Annotated in this window: 11 protein-coding genes; 4 read left to right on the top strand and 7 right to left on the bottom strand. The window is 75.6% G+C overall.

Translation table 11 applies throughout. The features are described 5' to 3' along the window. The first annotated feature begins 182 nt into the window (after window positions 1-182). Complete coding sequence (locus ABZ128_RS05740) at window positions 183-1,355, top strand: nucleotide disphospho-sugar-binding domain-containing protein (protein WP_356846239.1); 1,173 nt, start codon at window positions 183-185, stop codon at window positions 1,353-1,355. Window positions 1,356-1,653: 298 nt separating this feature from the next. Here ABZ128_RS05740 and ABZ128_RS05735 read toward each other — a convergent pair whose 3' ends face one another. After that, complete coding sequence (locus ABZ128_RS05735; RefSeq protein WP_356846238.1) at window positions 1,654-3,306, bottom strand: condensation domain-containing protein; 1,653 nt, start codon at window positions 3,304-3,306, stop codon at window positions 1,654-1,656. Window positions 3,307-3,431: 125 nt separating this feature from the next. Here ABZ128_RS05735 and ABZ128_RS05730 point away from each other — a divergent pair, with 125 nt between their 5' ends. Beyond that, window positions 3,432-4,022, top strand: a complete 591-nt coding sequence (locus ABZ128_RS05730; RefSeq protein ID WP_356846237.1) for a TetR/AcrR family transcriptional regulator — start codon at window positions 3,432-3,434, stop codon at window positions 4,020-4,022. Here ABZ128_RS05730 and ABZ128_RS05725 read toward each other — a convergent pair. From ABZ128_RS05725 to ABZ128_RS05710, 4 genes are all read right to left on the bottom strand, one after another. After that, the gene (locus ABZ128_RS05725; RefSeq protein ID WP_356846236.1) at window positions 4,006-4,464 is read right to left on the bottom strand and encodes a DUF2871 domain-containing protein; all 459 of its coding nucleotides are present in this window, start codon (window positions 4,462-4,464) and stop codon (window positions 4,006-4,008) included. The two genes, ABZ128_RS05730 and ABZ128_RS05725, sit on opposite strands and share 17 nt — an antisense overlap. A 108-nt stretch (window positions 4,465-4,572) precedes the next feature. Beyond that, window positions 4,573-4,983 carry a hypothetical protein gene (locus ABZ128_RS05720; protein ID WP_356846235.1) on the bottom strand — a complete coding sequence of 137 codons (411 nt, stop codon included), beginning with the start codon at window positions 4,981-4,983 and terminating at the stop codon, window positions 4,573-4,575. Window positions 4,984-5,054: 71 nt separating this feature from the next. Then, window positions 5,055-8,534, bottom strand: a complete 3,480-nt coding sequence (locus ABZ128_RS05715) for an AMP-binding protein (protein WP_356846234.1) — start codon at window positions 8,532-8,534, stop codon at window positions 5,055-5,057. Window positions 8,535-9,764: 1,230 nt separating this feature from the next. After that, window positions 9,765-10,502 carry a VOC family protein gene (locus ABZ128_RS05710; protein ID WP_356846233.1) on the bottom strand — a complete coding sequence of 246 codons (738 nt, stop codon included), beginning with the start codon at window positions 10,500-10,502 and terminating at the stop codon, window positions 9,765-9,767. Window positions 10,503-10,733: 231 nt separating this feature from the next. Here ABZ128_RS05710 and ABZ128_RS05705 point away from each other — a divergent pair, with 231 nt between their 5' ends. After that, complete coding sequence (locus tag ABZ128_RS05705; protein ID WP_356846232.1) at window positions 10,734-10,859, top strand: hypothetical protein; 126 nt, start codon at window positions 10,734-10,736, stop codon at window positions 10,857-10,859. Window positions 10,860-10,970: 111 nt separating this feature from the next. Here ABZ128_RS05705 and ABZ128_RS05700 read toward each other — a convergent pair whose 3' ends face one another. Both ABZ128_RS05700 and ABZ128_RS05695 read right to left on the bottom strand, forming a co-directional pair. After that, window positions 10,971-11,294, bottom strand: a complete 324-nt coding sequence (locus ABZ128_RS05700; RefSeq protein ID WP_356846231.1) for an acyl carrier protein — start codon at window positions 11,292-11,294, stop codon at window positions 10,971-10,973. 162 nt (window positions 11,295-11,456) lie between these two features. Further along, a complete protein-coding gene (locus ABZ128_RS05695) occupies window positions 11,457-11,648 on the bottom strand; it encodes a hypothetical protein (RefSeq protein ID WP_356846230.1) in 192 nt (63 codons plus the stop codon). Window positions 11,649-12,030: 382 nt separating this feature from the next. Between ABZ128_RS05695 and ABZ128_RS05690 the strand changes: the two genes are divergently transcribed. Beyond that, a complete protein-coding gene (locus ABZ128_RS05690; RefSeq protein ID WP_356846229.1) occupies window positions 12,031-13,254 on the top strand; it encodes an aminotransferase class V-fold PLP-dependent enzyme in 1,224 nt (407 codons plus the stop codon). The last annotated feature ends 21 nt before the right edge of the window (window positions 13,255-13,275 follow it).

Here is a 13,275-nt window from a genome sequence, read left to right as displayed (position 1 = left end):
CCTTCGCCTTCTCCTGCGTGCCCAGGGGCAGTCGGCCGCACGACGACGATGGGGGAGGGTGATCGGCTGTGGCTGGAGGACGCCTGGAGATGCCCCGTACGACGGCTCGACCGGTGAGTTGTCGATGCTAGATTTCCTAGCATCACTAGACAAGGGGTGTCGGCGCCCCTACGCTGGGACGCATGAGAATCCTCTTCGCCAGCGTGGGCAATTTCGGGCACATCTTCCCCTTGCTTCCCTTGGCAAGGGCCGCGCGAGCAGCCGGCCACGAGGTCGCGTTCGCCACGGGCGAGCAGTTCCACCAGACCCTGCGCGAGGCCGGCTTCGAGCCGGTGACCGCAGGCCGCTCGGTGCCCGAGGCGTTCATCGAAGCAGCGGGCGGTCAAGCCTTCCTTGAGCAGCACGGCGGCGAGGTCGGGGCCCAGGACGTCCCGGCCGAGGTACTCGCGGACCTGCACATCAAGGTGTTCGGCTCGGTGCTGCCCCGCTGGGTCGCCGCCGACCTGGCCCCCGCCCTCGAACGGCTGCGCCCCGACCTGGTCGTGCACGAGGTGCTCAACCCCGGGGCCGGCTTCGCCGCCCGGCTCGCCGGCATCCCCGCCGTCGCGCACGGCGTCGGCGTGCTCGCCCAGGACCACGAGGCGGCCCGCCTCCAGCAGGAGGTCCTCGCCACCGCCGCGGAGCTCGGCGTGGACGTGCCCGACGGGCAGGCCTTCACCCTCGGCAACACCCTCATCGACATCTGCCCGCCCTCCCTCCAGGACCCGGCCGTGCTCTCCTCGGGCCTGCCGCGCATCGAGCAGCGGCCCGTCTCCTTCAAGGAGGAGGGCGAACTGCCCGGCGGACTCGGCACGTCCGGGGAGCCGTTCGTGTACCTCACCCTCGGCACCGCCCTGGGCTCCGCCGAGAACCTGCGCACCGTGATCGACGGCCTCACCCCGCTGGGCCTGCCGGTCCTCGTAGCCACCGGATTCCGGGTGCAGATCGCGGACCTCGGCGAACTGCCCGACAACGTCGTCGCCGCGCCCTGGCTGCCCCAGTCACAGGTGCTCGCGCGCGCCGCCCTCGTCGTCCAGCACGGCGGCAGCGGGACCACCCTGGCCACGCTGGAGGCCGGGCTGCCGCAGCTCATCGTGCCCCAGGGCGCCGACGGCCCGGCCAACGGCCGCGCCGTGCACGCCGCGGGCGCCGGCGAGGTGGTCTTCGACCTCACGGCCGAGACCGTGACGGAGTACGCCCGCCGCATCCTCGGCGACGACGGCTACCGGGAGGCGGCCCGCAAGATCGCCGCCGAGATCGCCTCGCTGCCCGGCCCGGACGAGATCGCCGCGAAGCTCCCCTCCTTCGCCGCCTGACCCGGCGGGTGCGGGGCGGCCCCGGCGGCGCCCCGCACCGGTCGCCTCCTGCTCCCGGGCGGACGTCCCCCGCCGCCCGGGTTCACCGGCATCCGGTGCGCGCGCCTTCCGGGTCGCGCGCACCGGATGAGCCGGCTTCCCGGCCGGTACGGAGCACCGGTGTACGAGGGACCACCGGTGTACTGCGGCCCACCGGCGTGCGGCGGCCCACCGGCGTACGACGGCCCCCCGTCCGCGTGGCGTGGGTGGGTGCGGCGGGGGGCCGTCGGCTCACGGGCGTCGCAGGCCTCGTACGGGCCTACGACACGGGCACCGGCGCGAGGGAGGCCAGGTCCAGCCGCAGGGGCAGCAGGTCCTCGACCGCGGCGGCGGGCCCGGCGGCCGCGAGGGCCTCCAGGGCCCCGACCACCTCCTGCGCCAGCGCCGCCGCCTCGGTGCGGGTGAGTACGGAGGAGGCGAACTCCAGGGACAGCAGCGGCGCCTCCCGCCACCCCAGTACGGCCAGCTCCGCGTCCGCGGTGGCTCCGCCCAGGTGCCCGTGGTGGAAGCGCGCCGTGAGCGGCCCCGCCTCCAGGGCCGCCGGGAGCAGCTCGTCACGGGCCGCGAAGGCGACCTGGGTCAGGGCGGTCCGCGACCGGTCGCCGCGCACCCCTAGCTCCCGGGCCAGGTCCGCCGGGTCGAGGTCGGCGTAGCGCAGCCCCTCGCTGAACGCGCAGGCGATGCCCCGCAGGAAGTAGTCGGTGCCGCCCTCCAGTGCGCAGCCGACCGGCACGCGCACCGTGCACGGCGCGACCGTACGCTGCAGGTCCGCGGTGGGGCGGCGCGGCATCTCGGTGCCCACGAGCAGCCACTCGCGCCCCGCCCGCCGGCCCGCGGCCAGTGCCCAGGCGGCGAGCACCACCGCGGTGTGCGGTACGCCGGCCCGCGCGGCCGTCGCGTCGACCGCGTCGCGCAGCTCGGCGCCGAGCCCGAACAGCAGCCGCTCGCCGCGGAAGTCGAAGACGGCCGGCCGCTGCGCGGACGCCACCAGGTCCACCACCTCGGGGAACTCCCGCAACCGCTCCACGCGTTCGGCCGTCAGGGCGCGCAGCGCACCCGAGCGGTCCAGTGCGGCGGCCCGGGCGGCGACCGCGTCGGGCCCGGGTGCGGGCGCGAGGTCCAGCGGACGGCGGCGGACGGCGCGGGCGTAGTCGGCCAGGAGTTCCCGCCAGACCAGGGCCGCGGACCAGGCGTCGGCCACGGCGTCGTGGTGGAGGAAGGTCAGCAGGTGCCGGTCGGCGGCCAGCCGGGTCAGGACGAAGGCCAGCGGCGGCCGGTCGGGGTGGCCCACCAGGCGGTCCACGTCCGCGGCGATCCTCGACTGCACCGCGGTGACGGCCCCTTCGCCCTCGTACGCCTGCGGCGTCGACATCAGCGGAACGCTCCAGTCGTCGAGGACACGGCGTACGGGCCCGCGCGCCGAGGAGGCGAAGGCGGTCCGCAGGCCCTCGTGCCGGGCGCCGAGCGCGCTCAGCGCCGTACGCAGCGCGGCCATGTCGAGGGGGCCGGTCAACTCGGCGGAGAGCATGCGATGGACGGCCGCGGCGCCGGTGTACGGCTGGGCGGTGAGTGCGGCCAGCTGGGAGGGCAGCAGGTCCTGCGCCGCGGAAGGCTGGGCCGGCTCGGGGCGGGGCGGCAGGGGGAGGGCCCGCGCCAGTACGTCGGCGAGCGGGGCCGGTCCCAGCAGTGCGGCCAGGTCGAGCGCCAGCCCGAGCCGTTCACCGGCGCGGCCCTGGAGCCGCATGGCCTGCCCCAGCCCGCCCCCGAGCGTGACGAACGGCGAACCCGCGGCTGCGGCGTGCAGCGTGCGCCGGTCGCGGCCCAGGGCGTCCGCGGCCAGGTCGAGCAGCTCCTCCAGGGGAGTCGGGGTCTGCATGGGGTGGCCCTCTCTGTGGGCGGTCTTGCCCCGCATGCTGCCGACCGTGCCTCGAAGGGCACTTGAGGTCCGCCAGCGGCGTCCCCGCCGGCAGGCGCGCCGAAGCGCAGGATTCTATCACTGCTAACTAAAATTTCGCCGAAAGTGCTAAGGTGGGCGGCATGACTCCCCGAGAGCGCCGCCTCCGCGAGCAGGCCCAGCGAGGCCGGCTGATCCTCACCACGGCCCGCGAGATGGCCGAGGCCGAGGGCTGGGACTCCGTCACCACGCGGCGCCTCGCGGAACGCATCGAGTACAGCCAGCCGGTGCTCTATCAGCACTTCAAGAACAAGGACGCGATCGTCCACGCGGTCGCCCTCGAAGGCTTCGCCGAACTCGCGGCCGAACTGCGCGCCGCACGCCTCGGCGCCGCGGACCCGCAGGCCGCACTCGACGCGGTCGCCCGCACCTACCTCGACTTCGCGGCCCGCGGGCCGGTCCTCTACCAGGCCATGCTCACCCTCGACGTCGGGCTCGAACACGCCGGCCCCGACACCCCGCAGCCGCTCCTCGACACCTTCGCCGAGATCCGGGACGCGGTCGGGCCCGTGGCGGGCGAGCGCGACCCGGAGCTGCTGGCGGAGGTGTTGTGGAGCGCCTGGCACGGCCTGGCCACCCTGTCCTGGGGCCGCCGGCTGCGCCCCGGGCCGGAGCAGGAGCGGCTGGCCGCCCTGACCGGCCTCGTGACCGGACCGGTCAGGCAGCCGTCCTGACCTGCTCCGGCTCGGTGGGCTGGGCGGGCCCGGCGTTCGCGGGCTCCTTCAGCTTCTTGCCGAGCAGCACGAACAGCAGGATCAGACCGACCGTCAAGACGATGTGGCCGATGCCGCCGACCAGCGAGAAGAGTTCGGGCACCTCGTTGCCGAGCACGGTCTGGGTGCCGCGGTAGAGCATGCTCGCGCAGGTGATCGTCAGACCCGTGTTGTAGAACCAGAAGAAGTAGGTGAACTGCTTCGTCCCGGACAGTCCGAAGACCTTGTCCAGCCCGAGGACGATGAGGAACACGAGCATGCCCAGCGCCAGCAGGTGGGTGTGAAGCACGGCGAGCTGGGTCTCGCCCTCGAAGTCATTGATCTTGGTGAGCTCGCGGTAGTACAGCCCGGAGATCACTCCCACGATCATGTAGACGTGTGCCGCGTAGTACGACTTCCGCATCTCCGCACTCGCTCCCTGATGATCCGATACCGCCCTGATGCGGCCCATTCAAGCACTGCGGACGGGCAGTTCATCGCCCCTTCGGATCATCACTCAAGCGCAGCTCGACTACGCCTCGACCAGTTCCCGAGCGGCCGGCGAGAGCTGCGGCAGATCGACCAGCGAGGCGAAGGCCCCCGCGGTCTGCTGGAGTTCCCCGTCCGGGTTGTGGAGGAACCGGGGCCGCGGCAGGCCCTTGGTGCCCTTGACCCAGCGCAGGTAACGGGCCGCCTCGTCCATGAGCGGGGCGGAGGTGTCCAGGGTGAAGACGGGGAGGCCGGCGGTCCGCGCCACGTACTCCGGGCTCAGGTGGACCGCGTCGTGGTCGAAGCGCAGCAGTATCACCTCGACGCCGTCGCGGCGCAGGGCGAGGCCGGCGGAGGGGGACAGAGGGCTTTCCACGAGCAGGACGGCGGAGGGCGCCGGGCCCGGGGCCTGGCCGGGGGCGGTCAGCGTGGCGGGGGCGGTCAGGGTGGTCATGACGGGCTCCTCTGTATGCGAAGGGCGAAGGGCGAAGGTGAAGGCGGGGCCGGAGGCCGGGCGGGAGGGCTTCAGAAGCGGTCGTTCAGCTGGTCGTTGAGGTGGTCGAGGCACAGCTCGTACACGTCCTCGGCGTGCGTCTCGTGCCAGCCGTCGACCAGGGGGACGCGGGCGGGCCACAGCGCGCGGTGCCCGGCGCCGTCCGCGACGACGACGAAGGTGGCGAACTCGTCCGCGAACGGGTCGTCGGCGCACGGGTGGTCGAGGATGTGCAGGCTGCCGTCCTCGTCGACGCGGCCGGCGTGCCCGGTGCGCCACATGCGGGCCGACGCGTCCCCGGGCCCGGCGAGCGGGTCGGGCAGGAAGCGTTCGCCGGTGGCCCCGGGCAGACCCGCGTACCCCTGGGCCACACCCACCCCGCCGATGTAGAGCGCGCCCACTGCCCCGGCCGCGACGGGCCGCAGTTGCGCGTCGAGCACGTAGGCCCGGTAGCCGGGGGCGGGCCGGGTCCGGCCGCCGGGCGTCCGCTCGACCAGCAGCCGCCCCTCGGGCCAGCCGCTGCTGACGGTCAACGCGGTGTCCTGCGCCCGGGCGAGGGCCACCAGTACGTCGTCCGCCGGGCCGAGCACCACCGAGGCGCCCTGCTCGCGCAGCCACTGGAGCACCTCGTGGGGGGCACCGTGGGTGAGGGCCGGGCCGGGCAGGTGCACCCGGGCGCCGCTGACGAGCGCACGCAGCAGCCCGAGCGCGGCCTCCGCGTCCGGGTAACCGGGCACCAGCCAGGCGGCGTCGGCGGCCGGCCCCTCGCCGGCGGCGGCGCTGAGCCGTTCCCCGCCGATCGCGATGGTCGCGGCGGTCGGGATCGTCGCGTGGGCGGTGTGCGCCAGCAGCACCGGGGCGCCGGGGTCGAGCGGACGCGTACGGTCGGCCGCGCGGACGGGCCACTTGCTGCCGGCCGGCAGCTGGTCGGCGGCCGCCGCGCGGACCAGCCGGACCGCCCGCGGCACGGGCGCCAGCACCCTGTCCGCGGCCTCGTCGAGCAGCAGGACCGCCGGCCACACGGCGGCGGGCAGCCCGAGCGCCGGATCCACCGGCATGCACGCGGCGCCCGCCTTGGCCACGGCGAGCGCGGCGACGGCGAAGCCGGTCGGAGAGGCGATGGCGGTGACCACGCAGGTGCCGGGGCCCGCCTCGTGTTCGAGCAGGACGTGCGCCAACAGGTCGGAGCGGGCGTCCAGTTCCGCGTAGTCCATGCCGCCCAGGGCGGCCGCCCCGGGGGTGCGGGCCACCTGCTCCGCGAAGAGCGAGGCCACGCTCCGCGCGGGCCCGGCCGGCAGCTCCCGCCCGGCACCGCTCCACAGGCCGACGGCGTCCACCGGCTCCGCGCCGGGCAGCAGCCGCAGCCGGCTCAGTGCGCTGTCCGGGGCCTCGACGGCCGCCTCCAGCACGGCGACCAGCCGGCGCGTGAGCGAGGCGGCGGCGGCCTCGCCGATCGCCTCGTACGGGAAGGCGGCCGTCCCGGCGATCCCCGCGGGCGCCCCCGCCGGGCCGTACCGCTCCGTCAGGGTCAGGGCCAGGGCCGCCGGGGGCGAGGGCAGGCGGGGCTCGGCGGCCTCCACCGTCAGCGCGCCGGCCGCGTGGACGCCGGCCGTCTCCTGCAGCACGGTCAGCGCGACCCCGCCGGGCAGTGCCAGGGCCGCCTCGGCGTCCCGGTACGCGGCGAGGTCCGCGGTGCGCACCCGGCGCAGCAGCTCGGTGAAGGCGGGATCGCCGGAGGCGTCCACGGACAGGGCCAGCACCCGCCCGTACGGTCCGACGGCCCGGCGCAGGGCGGCGCTGTCCCGGGCCGGGACCGGCGCGGCCACCGTGACCACGGGGCCCGCGCCGAGGCGGGTGAGCAGCGCCGCGAGCGCCGCGTGCACGAGCATGAACAAGGTCACCCCCTGCCCCGCGGCCAGCTCGGTGAGCCGTGCGTGCAGGCCGGCGTCGAGCGCGAAGGCCAGGTCCCCGGAGTCCGCATCGCCCCCGTACGGGCCGCTGCCCGGGACCGCGGTGGGCTCCGCGTCCCCGAACAGGGCCCGCTGCGCCCCTTCCGGCGCGGCCGTCGCCCAGCGCGGGACCTCCCCGCGGGCCCGCGCCCCGTAGGCCAGGGCCAGTCCGGCGGCCAGCGGTGCGTGCGACCACAGGTCCACCGCATCGCCCGGCAGCGTCAGCTCCAGCACGTGCTCGGCCGGGGCCAGGGAACGCAGCCGGGTTCCGGCCGAGCCGAGCCGGCTGTTGCGCAGCGCCTCGTGACGGCGGCCCAGGTCCTTCAGGGCCCGGTCCAGCGCGTCCGTGTCCAGCGGGCCGCGCAGCCGCAGGGGCAGGACGGCGCTGCCGGCCGCGGCCGCCCGCCCGGGGCCGGTGGCGGCCGCGGGGCCGTCCCCGAGCAGCGCGGCGAACCGGGCAGGGGTGGGGGCCCGGTCGAGGGCCCCGCCGCCCGGGTCGGCGTCCAGCACCTCGCGGATCCGCGCCAGCAGCCGGGGCGCGGCCGCCGGGCCGCCGCCGAGGCGGAAGAAGTCGCTGTCCGCGTGCACGGCGCTGCGCGGTACGCCGGCGGCCTCCGCGAAGAGGTCCCGCACGATCTCCTGGACCGGCGTGCCGGGCGGGGCCGCGGGCGGGGCGCCCGCACAGACCGCGTCGGGTGCGGCCGCCTCGTGCCAGGCAGCCGGGGTCCCGTACAGGTGCAGTAGCCGGGGCGCGGGGCCGGCGCGGTGCAGGACCTGCCCCAGCAGCTGCGGGTCGCAGGCCGCCGGACCGCCGAAGGCGAGGGTGTGCAGCGGGCCGAAGGCCGCCGGTCGTTCGCGGGCGGTCCGCTCGAAGTCCGCGCCGGCCAGGAGCAGGACGTCCACGCCCCCCTCCCGCAGGGCCGCCTCCAGCCGTCCCGGGTCGGCGACGGTGCCCGCGTCCAGGCCCACCAGCCGGGCACCGGCCGTCAGGGCCGCCCACGCCTCCAGTGAGGCGGTCTCCTCCTCGGGAGCGGCGGCCTGCCCCACCCCCTCGCCGGGCCTCACCCGCAGCGGGCCGTCCGGTCCGACGAGGGCGAGCACGTCACGGAGGTACGCCGACTCCTGCGCGTGCGCCTGCGCCGGCGCGTCGGGCAGGGCCCCGGGCCGGGCGGCGATCTGCCCGGCCTCGGCGTCGAGGGCGACGACCTCGGCCCCCAGCCCCGTGTATCCGGCGGCCCGTTGCCCCGAGGTCACCACGGCGCGCACCGCGCCGCCGCCCGGCAGGCCGGGGCGGCCGTCCGGGTCCAGCGCCACGTACGAGGCACCGGCCCGCAGGACCGCCAGCCAGGCCGTCACCAGCTCGGGCCCGGCGGGCAGCGCGGTCGCCACCCGGTCGCCGGGGCGGACACCACGGGCGGCGAGATGGGCGGCGAGCCGGTTGGCGCCGAGGCCGAGCTCCCGGTAGCCGAGGGAGACCCCGCCTGCGCCGGGGGAGCCGTAGGTCAGGGCAATGGCCTCGGGCCGCGCGAGGACGTGCTGCTCGATGAGGCCGGAGATTGACATCAGGGCTCGCTCCTTCGACAGCGGCTCGGCAGGTTTGGCAAAACCTTGCCTAGATGCTGGCAAGCGGAAACTGAGGCTCTGTCCAGAACCCCTGGAACCCCACTCGACCCCCTGCCCTGCGTATGGGCCGGGGCGTGAGGGCCACCGCTCCGCACATACCGGTGCAGCGCGGCGCCGGGCTGCGGGCGTGCGAGGGCCTGACTCCCCGAACGCAGCGCGGCCCAGACGGCCCGCTGCGCTCACCGCCGCCGCCCGGGCGGCCGCCAAGTGGTGCGCCGCCGGCATGCGCAGCACCCTGACCCCGCGCAGGGTCGGCCACCGCCCGGCCGCGGACCCGTCCAAAGATGCCCGGGGCCGACCTCCGCTGAGCCCCGCGTACGGCGGCGGCCGCCCTGAGCGGAGCCCGCGCCCCGGCGCAGGAGCGGCGCCCACGCCCGCGGGTGTGCGAGGGCCGCGACTCCGCGTACGGGCGTGACCGGCACGGCGTGCTGCGTATGCCGCCCACCGGCTACGGGCACCGACGCCCGGCCCCGCGCGCGGGCGTGCGAGGTGTTGGCCCCGGCTGGCTGCCCGGGCCAACTCGTGCGGCCGAGCGCCCGCGTCAGCCGGTGCCCGGCCCGGCCCGGTGCGATGCGAGTGCCGGCCCGGCGCGCCGCAGTGAGTGGTGCCGGCCGGACTTACGGCCCGGCCACAGAGGTCGACGCCCGGTCCGTACGGGGCGTGCGAGGGCCGCGACTCCGCGGACCGGGCGCGGCCCGGCATGCTGGGGTCCCGTTTCGTGCGGAGCCCGGGGCAAGAGGCGACCGTGCATACGGAGGGTGGTTCAGCGCCCAGGTCGGCGGCCCGGGGGAGGGGGCCCCGCGCCCGGGGTCCGTACACCCGCGGGCGGGCACGCGCAGGGCCACGACGCCGCAGACGCGTGCGGCCCGGCAGGGTGGGCCGTGCATGTCGGCCCCGCGCGGCGCCGGGCTGCGGCGCGCCGCGTACTGGACGGCCCCCACTTGGCCTGATGGCGCTCTTTGCAAGCGCCACCCGCCGTTCGGGAGTCACCCCACACCTGTTCCCCTGGGGGCGTCGAGGTGACCCAGGCCGGCGCGTAACGCCGCCGTAGGCGCCGGAGCCGTGACGGCCTCCAACGGCGCGCGCCGGCTCACCGGGGACGCCCGGCGGCTTGGCCGACGCCGCGGGCTTCGCCGCTGCCCCGGCACCGGCCGGAGTCGTTGCTCAAGGTCAGCGAGGGCTGAGGAGGCAGAACTCATTGCCTTCCGGGTCGGTCAGAACCGTCCAGGAGATTGCCGACTGATCGAAATCAGGGTCGGTGGCGCCCAGGGCGCGCAGTCGGGCTGCCTCTGCGGCCGGGTCGTCACCGGGGTAGGGGCAGACGTCGAGGTGGACGCGGTTCCACCCGCTCTTGGTGTCGGGGGTGCGGAGGAACTCCAGGTAGGGGCCGACGCCCTTGGCGGAGCGCATGGTCGCGTGGTCGTCGGTGACCTCGTGCAGCGTCCAGTCCATCGCCTCGCCCCAGAACCGGGCCATCTCCCGGGGGTCGGTGCAGTCGACCACCACCGCGGCGATCGGCCCGGTGTCCTGGTAGATCGCACGCGGCTCCAGGACGCAGAACTCATTGCCTTCCGGGTCGGCCATGACCGTCCAGGGGACGTCGCCCTGCCCCACGTCGGCGAGCGTCGCGCCGAGTTCCTTCAAGCGCTCGACCAACTCCGCCTGATGGGCGGTCGAGGTGGTGGCCAGATCAAGGTGCACGCGGTTCTTGCCCGTTTTGGCTTCCGGGCGGGCGATGATGTCGATGCAGACGGCCGTGGGGTCGGGGTAGGCGAAACCCACGGGTTCGAGGTTGGTAACGCCGGGTCCCTCGCTGTCGACACCCCACCCCAGTGCCTCCGCCCAGAACCGGCCGAGCGCGGAGTCGTCGTGGGCCTTCATGTTGATCTGCACGAGTCGTGTTGCCATGCCGAAGATCTTAGAAGTCCCGCCGGCCCGGCCCCCGCGCCGCTCGGTCCCGCGTAGGGGGGCGCACTCCGGAGCCGTGTACGGCGCTCGAAGGGTGCGGCGCACCGTCGGCGGCCCGGCCAAGAGGTGCCAGGCCGGCTGGCGGAGGGCCGCGACCCCGCGCGCTCAAGGTCACCGCGAGGCGGTCCTGGCACGGTGGGGACCCGTTTCCTGCCACCGTGGAGGCCGACCATGGGTACACGCATCCCCCACCCCAAGCCCGACCGGGGCGAGGTTCCCGAGGTCTCGGTTCAGGCCGAGTCCGACGAAGCCCCCGCCACCTCGCGCACCGTCCTGTCCCACATCTCCAGCCTCTGACCTGCTCCGCCCGCCCGCCCCCCGGAGGGACCGGGCAGCGGAAACGACCGAAGCCCCCGCCGACGGCGGGGGCTTCAACGGTTGTACGGGCCGTTCGTACGGTGCCGTTCCTCAGGCAACGGCCCACGGTGAGGCGTTGCGGATGCTGCCGGCCGGTTCGGCGCGGCGGTCGTCGGCCCATGCCGGGTGGAGGGCGGCGGAGAGGATGCCCCAGAGCTGACCGGCGGTCAGGGTACGGACCGGGATCACCACCTGGCCGGCGAGGCTGACGCGGAACACCGACTCCAGGCTGCTGACGATGCCGATGAGCGCCATGGAGTCCAGGCCGTACGCCTCCATCGGAACGTCCGCGGCCGGCGCCTCGTCGCGGCCCAGCCCGGGAAGTCCCTGGCGCAGGAGGTTCTCGAACTTCGCGTTCCACGGTGCGTGGGCCATCGGTGGACTTCCTTCCGGGACGGACGACGTGGTGCCCCTGCACCGTGCCGCATCCCGCTAGAGCCGCCGTGGACCCCTTCTGGCTCCGAACGCCGCGTGCGCCGCGTGCGCCGCGTGCGCCATTTGCGCGACGGGCGCGCCGGGTGCGCCGGGCGCCCCGGGTTACGGCCAGTCGATCTGGCCCGTGGCCGGGGCGACCGGCCAGTCGATCCCGGCGCCCGCCGGGGCGGCGGAGGTGCCGGGGGCGACCGGCCAGTCGATCTGTCCGCCGTCGGCCTGGGCGACACCGCCCGCAGTGAGAACGGCGGCGGAGACGAGAGCGGCGGTGGCGACGACGCGGGCGATGGTCTTCATGGTGACTCCTCGGTGGCAATTGTTTGTTCCGGCTTGGCAAGTCCTCTGCCAGAACATTGGCAACCCACCCTCGGGATTCACTCGGAAATCGCTCAAGATGCCCTGGAGGCAGCGCCCAATTCCCCACCCCATGGCCCGACGAGCCGAATTCCAACCACGCCACATCCGCCCTGACCTGTGCTTTTCCTGATCCGGCAGAAGCGGCAACAGCACTTGCCAAAAGTTGCCAGAAACCCGCTGACTTGAGCCTCGCCGGAGCGGGGTTGCCCGGATATTGCCAAGACGGCCCGGCGTTGGGCAATGTCTTGCCAAGCGTGTTGGCAATTCTTGGTACAGCAGGGCCGGGTACCCGCCGGGCCCCACAGCGGAGGGAGGCCCCTCGATGAACGCGCCGACGCACCAAGGGCAGCGAACGGCCCACCTGGACACCGCGGGCACCGGCCGGATGCCGGCCGCCGTGCAGTCCGTCCTCGCCGACTGCACCGCCCGCGACGACCGCTTCGGGCCCCACGCCCTGGAAGAGGAGCTCGGCGCCGTCCTGCACACCGGGATCCACGAGCGCCTCGGCGCCCTGCTCGGCGTCCCGGCCGGCCGCACCGCCCTGGCCGTCGGCGCGGCCGATGCCTTCCACGCCTACGTGTCCCGCCTCGACCTCGGTCCGCGCGACCGGATCTGGACCACCCCCCACGAGGGCGTGGCCCGCCTGACCACCCTGCACGCCCTGCGCGAGCGCACCCGCTGCCGGCTGGAGGTCGTCCCGCTGCGGGCGGACGGCGACCTCGACCTGGAGTGGATGCTGGAGCACATCGACGAGGACGTCGCCCTCGTCTCCGTCGTGCACGTCTCCGCGGTCTGCGGGACCGTCAACCCGGTGGAGGCCGTCGGCCGGCTCCTCGCCCCGCACCGCGCCCTCTACGCGGTCGACGCCTCACACGCGGTGGGCCAGCTGCCCGTCGACGCCGCGCGCATCGGCTGCGACCTGCTCACCGCGGACGGCTGGAGGTTCCTGCGCGGACCGCAGGGCATCGGCTTCGCCTACGCCGGTCCCCGGTCGGCCGAGGCGTTCCCGGAGCCGCCGGCCCCGGCCGCCGTCGCCGCCCTGTACACCGCGCTCGGCCACCACGCCGCGGCCATGTCCCTCCCGCACCCCCAGCTCCTGCCGCGCCTGCGCAGCACCGTCGCCCGGGCTCCGGGGATCGACCTGCTAGCCGCGGGCCGCGTGCAGGCGGGGATCGTGGGCTTCCGGCACGGGGAGGTGCCCGCCGCGCTGGTCCGGCGCGCCCTGGCCCGGCGCGGGATCGTCGTACGCAAGTCGGTCGCGCAGGAGCACCCGCTGCACCCGGCCGGGCGGGAGGCGCCCACGGCCCTCGTCGCCTCCGTCCACTACGACAACACCGCCGAGGACATCGACCACCTCGGGCCCGCCCTGCGCGAGGCGCTGCACGAGATCGTGCGCGAGGAGCGGAAGTTCGCCGCCGTGTCGGCGGTACGGGTGCTCGCCGCGGCCGGAGCCGCCCCCGTGGGCCGCCCGCCCGTACGGCAGGACCCGTACCGCCGCCCCGAACCCTTCCGGCGCGGCCACCTCACCCTGCACACGACGTCCTGAACCCTGCGCGAGACCCGGTCC

Origin of the sequence: Streptomyces sp. NPDC006326 (assembly GCF_040612915.1) — a bacterium.
Classification (GTDB): Bacteria; Actinomycetota; Actinomycetes; order Streptomycetales; family Streptomycetaceae; genus Streptomyces.
Note: the sequence above shows the minus strand (reverse complement) of the source record. Positions and strands in the feature narration are given on the sequence as shown.